Raw genomic sequence first — 15,332 nt, 5'->3', positions numbered from 1 at the left:
AATGGACGCCCTGACCCGACGCAGGTTCCTGCTCACCAGCGGGGTGGTCGGCGCGGGCGCGTTGGCCGCCGGCGCCGGCGCGTACGGCCTGCGGGACCTGTTGGACACCGCCGGAGACCGGGACCCGCAGTCGCGCACGCTGGTGCTGGTCACCCTGTACGGCGGCAACGACGGCCTGAACACAGTCATCCCGTACGGCGACCCGGCCTACCGGGCGGCCCGCCCCGAGCTGGCGTACCCCGACGGCGAGGTGCGGCGGCTGGACGACGACTTCGCCCTCAACCCGGCGCTGGCCGGACTGCACCAGCGCTGGTCGAGTGGCGGGCTGGCGATCGTGCGCGGGATCGGCTACCCGAAGCCGGATCGCAGCCACTTCCGGTCGATGGACATCTGGCACACCGCGCAACCGGACCGGCCGGGCAACACCGGCTGGCTCGGCCGCTGGCTGGACGGGGCGGGCGGCGACCCCCGGCTGGCGGTCTCGTTCGAGCCGGCGCTGCCGCCACTGCTGGCCGGGGCGCACAGCGCGGGCGCCGCCGTGCCGGTGACCGACCGCAAGGCCGCCAAGGGCCTGCCGGCGGAGACGCTCACCGCGTTCGCCGCCGCCGAGGCGGGCGAGTCGGCCGCCCGGGGACGCGCCGCCGCCTGCTTCGCCGACCTGCGGTCGGTGGACGAGATGATCCGCCAGGTACGCGACTCCGCAGCCACGGAGGCGGACGACCCGGACGGTGAGCAGGCCCCGGCGACGGCCACCGGCGGGGCGCGAACCCCGCTGGACGCGCAGCTGGACCTGGTCGCGCAGTGCGTGGAGGCGGAAGTGTCCACCCGGGTCTTCTCGGTATCGCTGGGCGGCTTCGACACGCATGCCGACGAGAAGCAGTTGCAGGCCGTTCTGCTGGGCCAGCTGGACCGGGCGTTGACCGGGTTCGCCGATCGGATGAGTCGCAGCGAGGCGGGCCGGAAGGTGGTGGTGGCGGTCTACTCCGAGTTCGGCCGCCGGGTCCGGGCCAATGCCTCGGACGGCACCGACCACGGCACCGCCTCCGACATGCTGCTGCTCGGCGCGGGGGTGCGCGGCGGCTGGCACGGGGACGCGCCCAGCCTCACCGACCTCGACGACGGCGACCTGAAATACACCACCGACTTCCGGGACGTCTACGCCACGCTGCTGGAGCGGGTGTTGGACACCGACCCGGGCCCGGTGCTGGCCGACTGGCGGGGACGACTCGACAAGCTGTTCTAGTCGTCCTCTTCCGGGTCCTGGTTGGCCGCCGCGCCCAGCACGAACGCCTGCATGGCCAGCTCGTCGCCGGCCGGTGAGACGAAGGCGGGCAGCTCGCGCGGCCCCAGCTCCTGCACGTACGACCAGAACAGGCGTACCGCCTCGGCGGGTGTGCCGGCCTCGATCGGCAGGTCGAGGCTCACCAGCCAGGTGCGCCGCGCCGGAGGCGGGCCGAGCTGGTCGGCCAGCGCCCGGAAGGCGGCCGGTTCCAGTGCGGTGACCGGCCCGTCGAGGGTGAGCAGGTCGGTAGGCACCGGTTCGTCGAAGGCCCGCCGGGTGTACGTCACGACGAGCGTCCCCGGCTCGACGTCGGACTGCGGATCGTCCGGGTCCTCGGAATGCCGCCGCGACGGCGCGGTGACCCGCCCGAGGGCCACCAGTCGCGGCGGCGCGTCGGCCAGCACCGCCACCCGGTCACCGTGGCCGGGGCGGCCGACGTCGGTCAGCCCGGTCAGCTCCAGGGTGTCGTGATGCACGAGCCGCTCGGCCTCGTAACGCTCGGCCGGCAGCAGCACCGCCCAGGTGCCCTGCCCGTCGGCGTGGCCGGCCGCACCGGCCCGGTACGCGGTCTCGGTCGTCATGCCTGCCATCCCATCACGACGCCGGTCAGCGGGTGACGTGACAGCCGACGATGTGATCGTCGACCATCCCGGTGGCCTGCATGAGGGCGTACGCGGTGGTCGGGCCGACGAATCGGAAGCCGCGCTTCTTGAGTGCCTTGGCCATGGCCGTCGACTCTCCGGTGATCGGCGCCAGCTCGGCGAACGAGGCGGGGCGGGCCGGCCGGCGCTCCGGCGCGAACGACCACAGCAGCGCGGACAGCCCGTCGGGCAGCTCCAGCGCGGCGCGGGCGTTGGCGATCGCCGCCTCGATCTTGGCCCGGTTGCGGACGATGCCGGCGTCGGCGAGCAGCCTGGTCACGTCGGCGTCGCCGTAGCCGGCCACGGTGGCGATGTGGAACTCGTCGAAGGCCAGCCGGAACGCCGGGCGTTTGCGCAGAATGGTCAGCCAGGACAGGCCGGACTGGAACGCCTCCAGGGTCATCCGCTCGTAGAGCGCGTCGTCGCCGCGCAGCGGCCGCCCCCACTCGGTGTCGTGGTAGACGGCGTAGTCGGGGGTGCTCGCCCCCCAGGCGCAGCGGGCCAGCCCGTCGGCACCGATCACCAGGTCACTCACGTCGCACACGCTAGGCCATCGCACCGACAGCCCCGCACGCTCGGGCCTACCCGGCGGTCGGCACGGTCAGGGCAGTCGGCCCTGCTCGACCAGACGGCCGAACCTCTTGAGCGCCTGGGTGAGGCCCAGCTTGGAGCCGGGCCAGAGCACCGGCCACGCCAGCCGACCGGCCCGGCCGCCCGGCAGGTGGAACCACTCGTGCCAGACGACCTGTGTGCGGGTCTCACCGAGTTGGGTGCAGCGCAGGACACCGGGGCCACGCAGCACCTGACCGTGGTGCACCACGCCGATCTCGTACGGCTCGTCGACCCGGACCACCCGCATCTCGTCGCGCAGTGTCGCCCGGCCGAGCGCGGTCACCGCCTCGATCCGGCTGCCCTCGCGCCCATCGCCCTCGACGACCCGGACCCGGGTGAACGGGATCCAGTCCGACTGCCGTTCCCAGGCGAGCAACGCGGCGAAGACCCGGGCCGCCGGGGCGTTCACAATGACCGTGGCGGTCACCTCACCGGCGCCGGGTTGGGCCGCCTCCCGAAGATCATCAGCGCCCTCCGGGCCGGTCACACCGACTCCGACCGGACCACCGTGCCGTGCTGTCCGGCACCGCCGGCCGGCTCGTCCTGTGCCGGCTCGTCGTCGGCCGGCGTGCGGTCGGTCGGCTCCTCAGCGGCCGGCGTGCGGGAGGCCGGCTCACCGGCGGTCGGCTCGTCGTCGGTCGGCTCACTGTCGGCCGGGGCCACGCCGTCCGAGTCGGCAGCCGAGGAGGTGGCGGTGGGCAGGGCGTCCGCCCCGGCCGCTGCCGTACCCGCGTCGACCGGCACCGCTGCCGCGGCCGGCTCCGCCGTGGTCGGGCCCGGCACCGCCCCGGCGGCCTGCTCCCGGGCCTGGCGCAGCACGTCCGCATCGTCGGTGCGACCCTCGCGCAACGCGACGACCTCCGCCTCCAACACGTTGATGAGCTCCGACTTGTAGCCGATGTCGTAGGCGGCACGACGCATCGCCTGGTCGACCTGCGCCATCCGGTACCCGCGCAACCCGGTGTCGAAACGGACCGCGCCCACATCGGATTCCCGCAGTGGCCGGGTGCCCGGAAGCGGGATGGCCTGCGAATCCGGTTCGGTCGGCGTGAGCCCGGGATCGCGGCCACTGACCAACACCGTCACGCCGAAAACCACCGCCGCGACAGTCAATGCCACGACCAGGAGGAGCAGAAGCTGACCCATGCACTGATCGTGGCACGACAGCCGGCTGGGAGCGACCCCACCACCCCGATCACCATCGACGCCCGCGCCCGACCAACGGACCGGCCGACCGACCGGCTAGCGTCGGTGGCGGCCGGAGCGGCGGCGACGGTGCGGACAGTCGGGAGGCGTCATGGCCGGGGCACTTCGGCTTGGTGGGCGGACGTTCGCCCCGGGTGAGCTGGTGGTGATGGCCATCGTCAACCGCACACCGGACTCGTTCTTCGACCGGGGCGCGACCTTCGCCGCCGACAGCGCGCTGCGCGCCGTCGAGCGGGCGGTCGACGAGGGCGCGGCGATCATCGACATCGGCGGGGTCAAGGCGGGGCCGGGCGTCGACGTGGACGTGGCAGAGGAGATCCGGCGGACGGTGGACACCATCGCCGCCGTACGGGCCGCGTTCCCGGAGGTGGTCATCTCCATCGACACCTGGCGCGCCGAGGTCGCGACGGAGGCCGTGGCGGCCGGCGCGGACCTGCTCAACGACACCTGGTCGGGCGTCGACCCGGCGCTCGCCCGGGTCGCGGCGAGCAGCGGCGCCGGCCTGGTCTGCTCGCACGCAGGCGGGCTGGTCCCCCGGACCAGGCCGCACCGGGCCGCCTTCGACGACGTGGTCACCGACGTGGTCGCGACGGTGACCGGGCTCGCCGAGCGCGCGGTGGCGGCGGGGGTACGCCCCGACGGGATCCTCATCGACCCGGCGCACGACTTCGGCAAGAACACCAGGCACTCCCTGGAGATCACTCGGCGGCTGGACGAGCTGACCGCTACCGGGTGGCCGGTGCTGGTGGCGCTCTCCAACAAGGACTTCGTCGGCGAGACGCTAGACCTGCCGGTGGCCGAGCGGCTGGAGGGCACCCTCGCCGCGACGGCGGTCTCCGCCTGGTTGGGCGCTCGGGTGTTCCGGGCCCACCAGGTGGGGCCCACCCGTCGGGTGCTGGACATGGTCGCCTCGATCCGCGGCGACCGCCCGCCGACGGCGACCCGACGAGGTCTGGCCTGAGTCGTCCGGTCGCGGTAACCGACGTGAACGGCAGGCAGAGCGGCACGAACGCCGGAGGTCGCGGCGCTCAGGTCCAGCGCAGGATGTTCCTACGCCAGGCGTAGAGGATGCCGAGGGCGAGCACCGCCACGAACACCGCCATCTCCACCACCGTGACCAGGCCGAAGCCCGGCCGATCGAAGACCACCGCCCACGGGAAGAGGAACACCGCCTCGACCGCGAACAGCACGTACAGGTAGGCGTAGACGTAGTAGCGGATCTGCATCTGCGCCCAGTCCGCGCCGACCGGGTCGAGCCCGCACTCGTAGCTGGTCCGCTTGCCGAACGGGTCGGCCGGACGGGCGGGACGTAACACCCGGTTGGCCGAGAACGCCGTCACAAAGAACAGGACACTGACGAGCAGCAAGAGCCCGAGCGTCGCGTACGAGCCCAGGTAACCGTCCACGTCGGGAGCCTACCGCCCGCCCGGACAGGCCGTCCCAAACACGTTACGGATTTGTTTCCGGGCGGGACTAGTGCTCCCAGGCAACTGTTAACGAACATTGGACTTCCACCCATGGCACCGGAGGACAGATGGCCCGCGTGAAGGTATCGCCCGATCGCCGGGCTGCGGGGCGGCGTCCCGCGCCCCTGCTGGCGACCTCGCTCACGCTCGGGCTGCTCGCGGCGCTCGTCGGCGCTCCGGCCCTCGCCAGTGCCGCGGTGCCGCGTACCCACCCGATCGCCGCCGTGACGGAGTCGGCGCCCGACCCCGATCCGGACCCGGAGACCTCCCCGGCGGAGGAGCCCACCCCGACCGAGGATCCGGGCGGCGATCCCGTGCCGACCCACCCGGCCCCGGAGACCACCGCGCCGCCACCGGAGACGACGCCGCCTCCGCAGACCACCCCGCCGAACGTGCCACCGGCGCCGACCACCACCGCTCCCGCTCCGGCCGGCAGCACCCGGCCGCCGACGCTGGGGCCGCCGGCTCCCCCGGTACGGCCGCCCGCGCCGGGTGGCACGCAGGCGCCGGCGCCCAGTCCGCTCGGCGTGCAGGTGACCACCGAGGACGTCACCCTGCCCGAGGCGTACTGGAACGCGGCCAGCACCACCACCACGCTGCGGGTCACCGTGGCGAACACGGGCACCGTCGCGCAGCGGGTGCGACTCTCGTACACCCTGCCGGCCGGGCTGAGTGACGCCGGGACGAAGGGGTGCGTCGCCGCGGGCGGTGGCGCGTACCGCTGCGGGGCCTGGACGGCCGAGGCGGGCGTCCGGTTCAGCAGCGTGGTACGGCTGCGGGTCGCGGGCGACGCCTGGGAGCGGATGCCGATCAGCGGCTCCGTGCAGGTCGTCGCGGACGCGCCGGGGATGCCCGGCGAGGCGGCCGACGACCAGGGCTTCGCGGTGCTGTTTCCGCCCGGCCCGCCGGTACCCGGGATCGCACTGGCCGCCGACGAGGTCGCGTTCGACATCAGCGGCGCGGCGAGCACCCTCGCGGTGCGGCTGGTCAACACCGGCACGGTGGACGCCGCCGGCCTGGTGGAGGTGATCCTGCCGGCCGGGGTGAGCGTGCCGACCCCACCGGTGGGTTGCGTCGTGGTCGAGGCGTCCCGCACCCGGTGCGACGCGGGCCTGCTGGCGGCCGGCGAGACCCGCGAGCTGCGGCTGCCGGTGGAGGCGACCGCCCAGGCCCAGCGGGAGGCGCCGCTGTCCGGGGCGGTGATCGGTCAGCTCGACCCGCGCAACGGCGCGACCCGGCGGGTGCAGATGAGCTTCCGCATCACCGCGGCGGCCGCGCTGGCGACACCCGTCGTCTCGCCGCCCGCGCCGACCGGCTCCCAGGGCGTACTCCCGGCGGGCGCCACCACCGACGACGACGGCGGCATGACCTCGGTGCAGCGCACCGCGGTCATCCTGATCGCGGTCTCCGCGCTGCTGGTGGTGCTTGCCCTCACGCTGGCGACCACCTCGCTGCGCCGCCGGTTCGGCGGGTCGGCGGCCGAGCCCGCGGCTCCGCCCGCCGACTGACCGATCGACGACCCTGGCCGTCACCGGTCGGGGTCGCGGGCCAGCCGGTGACGGTGATCTGAATTACGGCGGGCGGGGCGAAACCCCGCAATGCCGGGCAAATCTTACGTTGATCGGGTCTCAGTCGGCGGACCTCCGGGGAGGGTCGGGGGTCCGTTCGACGTAGGCTCTCACTGAGGAACGACAGCGGACCGGGCCAGCCTGGGGCGGTGCGGTGGAACGTTGCGTCAAGGAGGTCCCGTGGCCGGGCAGGGCGAGGTCCCGCAGTCGCGAACGAAGGTGGCACAGTGACCAAGCAGATCCGTCAACTCGACCGGGTGGTCATCCGGTTCGCCGGCGACTCCGGCGACGGCATGCAGTTGACAGGCGACCGGTTCACCTCGGAGACGGCGCAGCTCGGCAACGACATCTCCACGCTGCCGAACTTCCCCGCCGAGATCCGGGCTCCCGCCGGCACCCTGCCCGGCGTGTCGAGCTTCCAGGTGCACTTCGCCGACTACGACATCCTCACGCCGGGCGACGCGCCGAACGTGCTGGTGGCGATGAACCCGGCCGCGCTCAAGGCCAACCTTGCCGACCTGCCGCGCGGCGCGGACATCATCGTCAACACCGACGAGTTCACCAGGCGAAACCTGGCCAAGGTCGGCTACCAGACCAGTCCGCTCGACGACGACTCGCTGGCCGGCTACGTCGTGCACCCGGTGGCGCTGACCTCGATGACTGTCGGGGCGCTCGCCACGTACGAGGTGTCCAAGAAGGACGCCGAGCGGTCGAAGAACATGTTCGCCCTCGGCCTGCTCTCCTGGATGTACTCGCGACCGTACGAGTCGACCCTGCGCTTCCTGGAGCGCAAGTTCGCCGCCCGTCCCGAGCTGGTCGCCGCGAACGTGGCCGCCTTCAAGGCCGGCTGGAACTTCGGCGAGACCACCGAGGACTTCGCGGTCCGGTACGAGGTCAAGCCGGCCAAGATGCAGCCGGGCACCTACCGCAACATCACCGGCAACGCCGCGCTGTCGCTCGGCCTGGTCGCCGCCGGGGTCCGCTCCGGGCTGCCGGTCTTCCTCGGGGCTTACCCGATCACGCCGGCGTCGGACATCCTGCACGAGCTGAGCAAGCACAAGCGCTTCGGTGTGCTGACCATGCAGGCCGAGGACGAGATCGCCGCGGTCGGAGCCGCGCTGGGCGCGTCGTACGGCGGGGCTCTGGGCGTGACCACCACGTCCGGTCCGGGTGTGGCGCTCAAGAGCGAGACGATCTCCCTTGCGGTGGCGTTGGAGCTACCGCTGGTGATCGTGGACGTGCAGCGGGCCGGCCCGTCGACCGGTATGCCGACCAAGACCGAGCAGGCCGACCTCAACATGGCGCTCTACGGGCGGCACGGCGAGGCGCCGGTCGCGGTGATCGCGCCGAAGTCACCGTCGGACTGCTTCTTCGCGGCGTTGGAGGCGGCCCGGATCGCGCTTACCTACCGCACGCCGGTGATCCTGCTGTCGGACAACTACGTGGCGAACGGCTCCGAGCCGTGGCTGCTGCCCGACGTCGAGTCGCTGCCCGACCTGCGGGTGGAGTTCGCCACCGAGCCCAACGGCGACGACGGCACCACCTTCCTGCCCTACCTGCGCGATCCGGAGACCCTGGCCCGGCCGTGGGCGATCCCCGGCACGGCGGGGCTGGAGCACCGGATCGGCGGCCTGGAGAAGGCCGACAAGACCGGCGACATCTCGTACGACCCGGCGAACCATGACTTCATGGTGCGTACCCGGGCCGCCCGCATCGAGACGATTCCGGTGCCGGACATCGAGGTGGAGGACCCGGACGGCGACGCCCGGGTGCTGGTGCTGGGCTGGGGCTCGACGTACGGCCCGATCGGCGCGGCCTGCCGCGGAGTGCGCCAGCGTGGGCTGTCCATCGCCCAGGCGCACCTGCGGCACCTCGCCCCGATGCCGGCCAACCTCGGCGAGGTGCTGCGCTCCTACGACAAGGTGGTCATCCCGGAGATGAACCTGGGCCAGCTGGCCCACGTCATCCGGGCCCGCTACCTGGTCGACGCGATCAGCTACAACCAGGTCCGCGGTCTGCCGTTCACGGCCGCCGAGCTGGAGACGACGCTGGAAGAGGTCCTGAAGAATGTCTGAGCCTGTCGCCCTCAAGCTCACCGCCAAGGACTTCAAGTCCGACCAGGAGGTGCGCTGGTGCCCCGGGTGCGGTGACTACGCGATCCTGGCGGCCATCCAGCAGTTCATGCCGGAGTTGAACATCCCCCGCGAGCGGACGGTGTTCGTCTCCGGGATCGGCTGCTCGTCGCGTTTCCCGTACTACATGAACACGTACGGGATGCACTCGATCCACGGCCGCGCCCCGGCGATCGCCACCGGCCTGTCGGTGTCCCGGCCGGACCTGTCGGTCTGGGTGGTCACCGGTGACGGCGACGCGCTGTCCATCGGCGGCAACCACCTGATCCACGCGCTGCGGCGCAACGTCAACCTCAAGATCCTGCTGTTCAACAACCGGATCTACGGCCTGACCAAGGGTCAGTACTCGCCGACGTCCGAGGTCGGCAAGGTCACCAAGTCGACGCCGGCCGGCTCGGCCGACGCGCCGTTCAATCCGCTCTCGCTCGCTCTCGGCGCGGAGGCCAGCTTCGTCGGTCGCACCATCGACTCCGACCGCAAGCACCTGCAGTCCGTGCTGCGGGCCGCCGCGGAGCACGAGGGCTCGGCCTTCGTGGAGATCTACCAGAACTGCAACATCTTCAACGACGGGGCGTTCGAGCAGCTCAAGGACCCGTCCACCCGGGACGACTACCTGATCCGCCTGGAGCACGGGCAGCCGATCACCTTCGGCGCCGACGGGCAGTTCTGCGTGGTGCACCCGCCTGGCGCGTTCGGCCTGGAGGTTCGGGAGACCAGCTCGGTCCGCCCGGAGGAGATCGTCGTGCACGACGCGACGGTCACCGACCCGGCGTACGCGTTCGCGCTGTCCCGGCTGCCCGGCCTGGACCTGCGCAACACCCCGATCGGGGTGTTCCGGTCGGTGGACCGGCCGTCCTACGACAGCGTGGTCCAGGATCAGCTCGCGGCCGCCAGGGCGACGGTCACCGAGACCCCCGAGCAGCAGCTCGCCGGCCTGCTGGGCAGCGGCGACACCTGGACGATCCTCTGACCTGTCCGATCTGAACGACAGCGGCCGTCCCCGATACCCGGGGGCGGCCGCTCTCGTCGTACCGGTGCTGCTTCAGCGCTGGGCGGAGGCGGGGGTCCAGAGGTTGTCGATCTCCTTCTCGGTTGCCGCGAGGCTCGCCTCGTGCAGCGGGATCAACTCAGACATCGCCGGCACCGAGGGTGCCAGGGTCAGCTCGGTGCTGATGAAGCGCGGCTCAAGGCCGGTCATCGACAGGCCGTGCGGGAGCCACTGCTCGGCGTGGTCCCAGCCGTGGCGCGGGGTGCCCTCGCCGTAGCCGCCGCCCCGGGTGGCCAGCACCACGAACTCGCGGCCGCCGAGCAGACCCTCCTGCGTCGTCGGGTCGTAGGTGACACCGGCGACGACCAGGTGGTCGACCCAGGACTTGACGCTGCTGGGGGCGCCGTAGTTGTAGAGCGGCAGGCCGAGCAGCACCACGTCGGCCTGCTTCACCTCGTCGACGAGTCGCAGGCTGAGTTCCCAGGACTCGCGCTGGGCCGGGGTGTGCTGGTCCGGAGGCGTCATCCGCGCCAGCCCGCCGTGCGAGTCCAGGTGCGGCAGCGGCTCGGCGCCCAGATCACGGTAGGTCACCGTGCCGTCGGGGTGTGCCGCGCGCCAGGCGGCGGCGGCGCGGGCGGTGAGTTGCCGGCTGACCGACCAGTCGCCCCGGATGCTCGAATCGATATGCAACAGGTTCATGATTCCTCCTCCAAGGATCGTCTGTGTGGCGTCAACTATTTATAGCAGGCAGATGTTCCGACGCGTCGGTAGACTGGGTCACATGTCCGCCCTGCCGCTGGATCCCTCGGAGCACCGCTCCGGTGCCCTGCTGGATCACCTGGCCCGGCGGATGCGACTGCGGGCCGAGTCGGTGCTGGCACCGCTGGGCCTGCGGCCCCGGCATCTGGTCGCGCTCACGGTGCTGCGCGCGGGCGGGGGCACCAGTCAGCAGGCGCTCGCCAGCACCCTCGAGATGGACAGCACCAACATCGTCGGGCTGCTCAACGACCTCGAAGCGAAGGATCTGGTCGAGCGGCGGCGGTCACCCCAGGACCGTCGACGACATGTCGTCGAACTCACCGAAGATGGGGCGAAACGCCTCAAAGAGGCGGAATGCGCCCTCGCGGGTGCCGAGGACGAGGTGTTGGGGGCGTTGAAGCCCGCCGAGAGGGAGACGCTCTACGAGCTGCTCCGGCGCGCCGCCACCACGACACCGATCAGCTGCACCGAGGCGCTCATCGAGGAACCCGACGCCTGCTGACGCGCGAGCGTCAGGCCGTCGTCGCGGACTGCGGGCGGTCGTCGCGGACGTGCACCAGCATGTCGCCGGTCTCGATCACCGCACCGGCCCGGTCGGCCAGGGTGACCACCTTGCCCCGCCGGACCAGGGCGATCACCAGCGAGTCCAGCTCGCGCGGCGAGCGACCCACCTCGTCCCGCTCTGCGGAGCGCATCGCCAGCGCCATGCCCTGCCCCGGGGTGAGCAGGTCCTCCACCACGTCGATCAGCGGCGGCGCCGAGGTCGACAGGCCGAGCAGGCGGCCGGCGGTCGCCGACGAGACGATCACGTGGTGCGCGCCGCTCTGCTTGAGCAGCGGGGCGTTCTCCGCCTCCCGCGCCGCCGCGATGATCCGGACCTGCCCGGCGGTGAGCTGCCGTACGGTAAGCGCCACCAGCACCGACGCGTCGTCGCTGTCGGTCGCGATGATCACGGCCTTCGCGGTCTTGACATGCGCCTCGTTGAGCACCGACGACCGCGTCGCCGAACCCTCGATCGCCACCAGCCCGGCCGACGTGGCCTGCCGCAGCGCGACGCTGCTGCGCTCCACCACCACGATCCTCGACCGATCCAGGCCGTTCTCCATCAGGGCATTGACCGCGCTGCGGCCCTTCGTGCCGTAGCCGCAGATGATGACGTGGTCCTTCACGACTCTCCTCCACCGCGACAGGCGACGGCCGGTCCGGTACTGCTCGGTCAGGACTTCCAGGGTGGTGCCGACCAGGATGATCAGGAAGAGCACCCGGGCCGGGGTGACGAACAGGACGTTTACCAGCCGGGCCGACGGCGCGGCCGGGGTGATGTCCCCGTAGCCGGTGGTGGAGAGCGAGACGACCGCGTAGTAGAAGCAGTCGAGCAGGGTGAGGCCGTCCTCGTTGACGTCGCGGTAGCCGTCCCGGTCCAGGTAGACCGCCGCTACCACGGCGAAGACCAGGCCCAGGGCGGCAGCGAGCCGGAGGCTCAGCGCGCTCAGTGGGCCCCGGCGCTGCGCGGGAAAATGGATCACCGTCGAACCTGTTCCGCCGCCGTCGCCTGCACGACCACAACATAGCGGGTACGCCGCGGACTGCACGCCCGGGTCGCGCCGACGAACCACCGCCAACGGCCGACCCGACCCGCAGGGGTCGGTAGGCAGGGCCGACAACCGGCATGATGGGGGTGTTCCTCCGACGACGACCGCGAGAGTGAGGTCCGCATGTCGTTGCTGCGACGCGTGATCGGTGGGGTGCTGCGCCGGCTGCGCCAGAGTCAGGGCCGCACACTGCGCGAGGTGGCCGCGTCCGCAGGGGTCTCCGTGCCCTACCTGTCGGAGGTCGAGCGGGGCCGCAAGGAGGCCTCGTCGGAGGTGCTCGCGGCGATCTGCCGGGCACTCGGCATCCACCTGTCCGACCTTCTCGAAGAGGCCCGCGACGACCTGCGCCGGGTCGAACGGCGCGCCCCCGCCGCGCCCCGGGCGGCGCTGGCCCGGCTGGAGCGGGTGCCGTCGGCGCGCACCGAGACCGGTTCGAGCTTCCGGATCGGCTTCCAGCCGAGTGGGTCGACGCCACCCGTGGCCGCCGTCCCGGCCCCCGTCCGGCAGCCGGTCGGGCCGGTGCTGCGGCTGGGCGGGCAGATCCTGCATGTCGGCGGTCCGGCATCGCCGGTCGGGTCGACAGTCGGCGGGGCAGGGCTACGGGTCCGGCTGATCGCCTCCGCGCCGGCCGGGCGCCCCGGCCCGCGTACCTCCAAGATGCTGGCCTGCCGCCGGGCCCGGGCGGGCCGGCGGCGACTGACCCTGGTGTAGGCCGGCCGGGTTCTGCCCTGGGCGGATCTGCCGGCGGCAGAATCCCTGGCCAGCGGCCGGGCGTCGTCGCACGCTGGAGGGGCCGGTCCCCCGGGCGGTCCCCCGCCCGCCGGCGCGGTGGAGGGCGGCGACGGATGATCGGGTACGGCGTGCTGATGCGGGACGGCGGGCAGCCGACCTTCGGTGATCAGGTGTTCGAGCGGCTGCTGCGGGAGCGGATCGTCTTCCTCGGCACCGAGGTGACCGAGGAGTCGGCCAACCAGATCTGCGCGCAGATCCTGCTGCTCGCCGCCGAGGACGCCGACCGGGACATCTACCTCTACATCAACTCGCCGGGCGGCTCGGTGAGCGCCGGAATGGCCGTGTACGACACGATGCGCTACGTCCGCAACGACGTGGCGACGCTGGCGCTCGGGTTCGCCGGCTCGATGGGGCAGTTCCTGCTCTGCGCGGGCGCGGCCGGCAAGCGGTACGCGCTGCCGCACTCGCGGATCATGATGCACCAGCCGTCCGGCGGGATGGGCGGCACCGCCTCGGACATCACCATCCAGGCGGAGAACATGCTGCACGTGAAGCGGACCATGCAGGAGCTGATCGCCCAGCACAGCGGACGGACACTGGACGAGATCCAGCAGGACTGGGACCGGGACCGGTGGTTCACCGCCGAGCAGGCCCGGGAGTACGGCCTCATCGACCGGGTGCTCGCCCGAGCCGACCAACTGCCGGCGGACTGACCCGAGGTGGCCAGGCACCCCCGGGTGGTGCCCGTTGGTTAGGGTCACGTCTATGCGTCGACTGATCCCTACCCTTTCGATTGCCCTCGCCGCCGCCCTCGTGGCCGGTTGCGGCACCACCTCCGGCGACACCGGAGGGTCGGGCCCCTCCGCCGGACCCTCCGCCGCTCCGGCAACGTCCAAACTCGAACCGACCGCCGCCGTCCGGCAGGCCATGGAGCGCAGCCTCGCCGGCACGGTCACCATGGACGCCTCGGTCAAGGCCGGCAACCAGTCGATCACCCTCAGCGGCAAGATGGACCCCGCTGCCAAGACCATCCACGTCACCGGGAACGCCCCGGAGCCGATCGAGGCCCGGCTGATCGGCGACGCCGCCTACATCAAGTCGGACTCGCTCGACGGCAAGAAGCCCTGGATGAAGATCGACCTCAGCAAGCTCCGGCCGACCAGCTCGCTGCGCCAGTCGTTCGACCTCAAGGCGCAGACCGGCATCATCGGCGGCATCGTGACCACCCAGGAAGTGAGCCCCGGCCACTACAGCGGCACCGCCGACCTCAACAAGGCCGCAGAGGCCGCCGGCACCGACGGCGGAATGCGCGACGGCCTGGAGTCCACCGCCAAGCTGGCGAAGGATCCGAAGGCGATCCCCTTCGAGGCGACCGTCGACGGCGACGGTCGGCTCACGGCGCTGTCCTACACGATCGCCACGAAGAAGGTCGGCGATCTCGTCACCGACATGAAGATGAGCGGCTTCGGCGAGCAGGTCTCGGTTATCGCCCCGCCTGCCGGTGACACCGAGCCGGCCTCCGCGGAGATGTACAAGTTCCTCTGACCCCACGACGACGCGGTGCCCTCCGGACGATCCGGAGGGCACCGCTGTTTGCGGGGCTCTGCTGCGGACGGCGCGGTAACGTTTCGCCGCGCTGTCTCGTCCTTGGGGTGACAACCACAAGGAGGATCCATGTTCGCCGCTTACGTGACAGTCACCATCATCGCTTCGGTCTTCACCGCCATCGCCGCGGTCACCTACCTGATCGGCCACGACTATCCCAAGGCCCAGGCGGACATGAAGCGCGTGCCTCATTCGTGGCTGCCGGTGCTGGGCCTGCTGCTGGCGGCGGGCTCGGCGGGGCTGGTGGTCGGGTTCGCCGTGCCGCTGCTGGGCACACTCGCCGCCGTGGGTCTCGTGCTGTACTTCGTCGGCGCGCTGATCGCGCACCTGCGGGTGGGGTCCCGCAAGCTCGTGGGCTGGGCGGTCTTCTTCGTCACCGTGCTGGCCGCGCTGGCCGTGAACCTGGCCTACCGCTTCTAGATGGGCTTCTAGAAACCCTGCTCCGCTACGCGTACGAGCCGATCGGTGTGGCGTCGTCGCGGGTGGGGCCGACGGCGAGGCGGTCCCCGATGGTGCGCTGGAACTCCTGGAAGGCGGTCAGTTCGGTGAGGCCGTCGCCGTCGACCACGTGGACGAAGGTGACCCCGTCAGCCAGCCGGAAGGCGCTGTACCGCAGGCCGGGCGGTGCCGAGGCCGCCAGTTCGGCGAAGACGTCCTCGATCAGACGCTGGTTCTCGTCTGCCGCTTCGGGCTTGGTCTGGTAGCGGATCACTGTGGCGCTCATCGGGCCCCTCCCTGCTGGTTTCGCT

At 72.0% G+C, this 15,332-nt stretch carries 18 protein-coding genes; 10 read left to right on the top strand and 8 right to left on the bottom strand.

What is annotated here, in order from left to right; translation table 11 throughout:
• Nucleotide 1: 1 nt before the first annotated feature.
• Complete coding sequence (locus AB0K10_RS19095) at nucleotides 2–1,243, top strand: DUF1501 domain-containing protein (protein WP_363685121.1); 1,242 nt, start codon at nucleotides 2–4, stop codon at nucleotides 1,241–1,243.
• Here AB0K10_RS19095 and AB0K10_RS19090 read toward each other — a convergent pair.
• From AB0K10_RS19090 to AB0K10_RS19075, 4 genes are all read right to left on the bottom strand, one after another.
• Nucleotides 1,240–1,863, bottom strand: coding sequence for a hypothetical protein (locus AB0K10_RS19090; RefSeq protein ID WP_363685119.1), 624 nt, complete (start codon nucleotides 1,861–1,863; stop codon nucleotides 1,240–1,242). The genes AB0K10_RS19095 and AB0K10_RS19090 overlap by 4 nt on opposite strands.
• Before the next feature lie 25 nt (nucleotides 1,864–1,888).
• Nucleotides 1,889–2,458 carry a DNA-3-methyladenine glycosylase I gene (locus tag AB0K10_RS19085; RefSeq protein ID WP_363685117.1) on the bottom strand — a complete coding sequence of 190 codons (570 nt, stop codon included), beginning with the start codon at nucleotides 2,456–2,458 and terminating at the stop codon, nucleotides 1,889–1,891.
• A gap of 66 nt (nucleotides 2,459–2,524) precedes the next feature.
• Complete coding sequence (locus AB0K10_RS19080; protein WP_363685115.1) at nucleotides 2,525–3,022, bottom strand: SRPBCC family protein; 498 nt, start codon at nucleotides 3,020–3,022, stop codon at nucleotides 2,525–2,527.
• The gene (locus tag AB0K10_RS19075) at nucleotides 3,019–3,681 is read right to left on the bottom strand and encodes a DivIVA domain-containing protein (RefSeq protein WP_363685113.1); all 663 of its coding nucleotides are present in this window, start codon (nucleotides 3,679–3,681) and stop codon (nucleotides 3,019–3,021) included. The genes AB0K10_RS19080 and AB0K10_RS19075 overlap by 4 nt, the downstream gene beginning before the upstream one ends.
• 151 nt (nucleotides 3,682–3,832) lie before the next feature.
• Between AB0K10_RS19075 and folP the strand changes: the two genes are divergently transcribed.
• A complete protein-coding gene (folP, locus tag AB0K10_RS19070; RefSeq protein ID WP_363685111.1) occupies nucleotides 3,833–4,702 on the top strand; it encodes a dihydropteroate synthase in 870 nt (289 codons plus the stop codon).
• A 67-nt stretch (nucleotides 4,703–4,769) separates the two neighbouring features.
• Here the strand turns inward: folP and ndhC are convergent, their stop codons facing one another.
• A complete protein-coding gene (gene ndhC, locus AB0K10_RS19065) occupies nucleotides 4,770–5,147 on the bottom strand; it encodes an NADH-quinone oxidoreductase subunit A (RefSeq protein ID WP_363685109.1) in 378 nt (125 codons plus the stop codon).
• A 128-nt stretch (nucleotides 5,148–5,275) separates the two neighbouring features.
• Between ndhC and AB0K10_RS19060 the strand changes: the two genes are divergently transcribed.
• From AB0K10_RS19060 to AB0K10_RS19050, 3 genes are all read left to right on the top strand, one after another.
• Entirely contained in the window at nucleotides 5,276–6,715 is a 1,440-nt protein-coding gene (locus tag AB0K10_RS19060) for a hypothetical protein (RefSeq protein WP_363685107.1), read from the top strand.
• A gap of 287 nt (nucleotides 6,716–7,002) precedes the next feature.
• The gene (locus AB0K10_RS19055) at nucleotides 7,003–8,850 is read left to right on the top strand and encodes a 2-oxoacid:acceptor oxidoreductase subunit alpha (RefSeq protein ID WP_363685105.1); all 1,848 of its coding nucleotides are present in this window, start codon (nucleotides 7,003–7,005) and stop codon (nucleotides 8,848–8,850) included.
• The gene (locus AB0K10_RS19050) at nucleotides 8,843–9,877 is read left to right on the top strand and encodes a 2-oxoacid:ferredoxin oxidoreductase subunit beta (protein ID WP_266248570.1); all 1,035 of its coding nucleotides are present in this window, start codon (nucleotides 8,843–8,845) and stop codon (nucleotides 9,875–9,877) included. The genes AB0K10_RS19055 and AB0K10_RS19050 overlap by 8 nt, the downstream gene beginning before the upstream one ends.
• A gap of 72 nt (nucleotides 9,878–9,949) precedes the next feature.
• On the opposite strand, the gene AB0K10_RS19045 is transcribed toward AB0K10_RS19050, so the two are convergent.
• Complete coding sequence (locus tag AB0K10_RS19045; RefSeq protein ID WP_363685103.1) at nucleotides 9,950–10,594, bottom strand: NAD(P)H-dependent oxidoreductase; 645 nt, start codon at nucleotides 10,592–10,594, stop codon at nucleotides 9,950–9,952.
• Nucleotides 10,595–10,676: 82 nt separating this feature from the next.
• On the opposite strand from AB0K10_RS19045, the gene AB0K10_RS19040 reads away from it, so the two are divergent.
• On the top strand, nucleotides 10,677–11,156 hold the full coding sequence (locus AB0K10_RS19040) for a MarR family winged helix-turn-helix transcriptional regulator (protein ID WP_363685101.1): 480 nt from the start codon (nucleotides 10,677–10,679) through the stop codon (nucleotides 11,154–11,156).
• A gap of 10 nt (nucleotides 11,157–11,166) precedes the next feature.
• Here AB0K10_RS19040 and AB0K10_RS19035 read toward each other — a convergent pair whose 3' ends face one another.
• Nucleotides 11,167–12,180, bottom strand: coding sequence for a potassium channel family protein (locus AB0K10_RS19035; protein ID WP_363685099.1), 1,014 nt, complete (start codon nucleotides 12,178–12,180; stop codon nucleotides 11,167–11,169).
• Nucleotides 12,181–12,369: 189 nt separating this feature from the next.
• Here AB0K10_RS19035 and AB0K10_RS19030 point away from each other — a divergent pair, with 189 nt between their 5' ends.
• The 4 genes from AB0K10_RS19030 to AB0K10_RS19015 all read left to right on the top strand — a co-directional run bounded on the left by AB0K10_RS19030 (nucleotide 12,370) and on the right by AB0K10_RS19015 (nucleotide 15,003).
• Nucleotides 12,370–12,957, top strand: a complete 588-nt coding sequence (locus AB0K10_RS19030) for a helix-turn-helix transcriptional regulator (RefSeq protein WP_363685098.1) — start codon at nucleotides 12,370–12,372, stop codon at nucleotides 12,955–12,957.
• Nucleotides 12,958–13,091: 134 nt separating this feature from the next.
• On the top strand, nucleotides 13,092–13,691 hold the full coding sequence (locus tag AB0K10_RS19025) for an ATP-dependent Clp protease proteolytic subunit (RefSeq protein WP_363685096.1): 600 nt from the start codon (nucleotides 13,092–13,094) through the stop codon (nucleotides 13,689–13,691).
• A 52-nt stretch (nucleotides 13,692–13,743) separates the two neighbouring features.
• Nucleotides 13,744–14,523: a hypothetical protein gene (locus AB0K10_RS19020; RefSeq protein WP_363685095.1), complete on the top strand. Its 780-nt coding sequence runs from the start codon at nucleotides 13,744–13,746 to the stop codon at nucleotides 14,521–14,523.
• 129 nt (nucleotides 14,524–14,652) lie between these two features.
• Entirely contained in the window at nucleotides 14,653–15,003 is a 351-nt protein-coding gene (locus AB0K10_RS19015; protein WP_363685093.1) for a DoxX family protein, read from the top strand.
• 25 nt (nucleotides 15,004–15,028) lie between these two features.
• On the opposite strand, the gene AB0K10_RS19010 is transcribed toward AB0K10_RS19015, so the two are convergent.
• Nucleotides 15,029–15,307 carry a hypothetical protein gene (locus AB0K10_RS19010; RefSeq protein ID WP_363685091.1) on the bottom strand — a complete coding sequence of 93 codons (279 nt, stop codon included), beginning with the start codon at nucleotides 15,305–15,307 and terminating at the stop codon, nucleotides 15,029–15,031.
• Nucleotides 15,308–15,332: the final 25 nt, after the last annotated feature.

The sequence above is a fragment of the Micromonospora sp. NPDC049274 genome, from assembly GCF_040678875.1.
Lineage (GTDB): Bacteria > Actinomycetota > Actinomycetes > Mycobacteriales > Micromonosporaceae > Micromonospora.
Note: the sequence above shows the minus strand (reverse complement) of the source record. Positions and strands in the feature narration are given on the sequence as shown.

What these genes read in the sequence shown, in the direction of transcription:
- AB0K10_RS19030 (WP_363685098.1), top strand. Translation starts at nt 12,370, where the DNA reads ATGTCGTTGCTGCGACGCGTGATCGGTGGGGTGCTGCGCCGGCTGCGC.
- AB0K10_RS19045 (WP_363685103.1), bottom strand. Translation starts at nt 10,594, where the DNA reads ATGAACCTGTTGCATATCGATTCGAGCATCCGGGGCGACTGGTCGGTC.
- AB0K10_RS19090 (WP_363685119.1), bottom strand. Translation starts at nt 1,863, where the DNA reads ATGACGACCGAGACCGCGTACCGGGCCGGTGCGGCCGGCCACGCCGAC.
- AB0K10_RS19075 (WP_363685113.1), bottom strand. Translation starts at nt 3,681, where the DNA reads ATGGGTCAGCTTCTGCTCCTCCTGGTCGTGGCATTGACTGTCGCGGCG.
- AB0K10_RS19040 (WP_363685101.1), top strand. Translation starts at nt 10,677, where the DNA reads ATGTCCGCCCTGCCGCTGGATCCCTCGGAGCACCGCTCCGGTGCCCTG.
- AB0K10_RS19025 (WP_363685096.1), top strand. Translation starts at nt 13,092, where the DNA reads ATGATCGGGTACGGCGTGCTGATGCGGGACGGCGGGCAGCCGACCTTC.
- folP (WP_363685111.1), top strand. Translation starts at nt 3,833, where the DNA reads ATGGCCGGGGCACTTCGGCTTGGTGGGCGGACGTTCGCCCCGGGTGAG.
- AB0K10_RS19095 (WP_363685121.1), top strand. Translation starts at nt 2, where the DNA reads ATGGACGCCCTGACCCGACGCAGGTTCCTGCTCACCAGCGGGGTGGTC.
- AB0K10_RS19060 (WP_363685107.1), top strand. Translation starts at nt 5,276, where the DNA reads ATGGCCCGCGTGAAGGTATCGCCCGATCGCCGGGCTGCGGGGCGGCGT.
- AB0K10_RS19010 (WP_363685091.1), bottom strand. Translation starts at nt 15,307, where the DNA reads ATGAGCGCCACAGTGATCCGCTACCAGACCAAGCCCGAAGCGGCAGAC.
- AB0K10_RS19050 (WP_266248570.1), top strand. Translation starts at nt 8,843, where the DNA reads ATGTCTGAGCCTGTCGCCCTCAAGCTCACCGCCAAGGACTTCAAGTCC.
- AB0K10_RS19015 (WP_363685093.1), top strand. Translation starts at nt 14,653, where the DNA reads ATGTTCGCCGCTTACGTGACAGTCACCATCATCGCTTCGGTCTTCACC.
- AB0K10_RS19020 (WP_363685095.1), top strand. Translation starts at nt 13,744, where the DNA reads ATGCGTCGACTGATCCCTACCCTTTCGATTGCCCTCGCCGCCGCCCTC.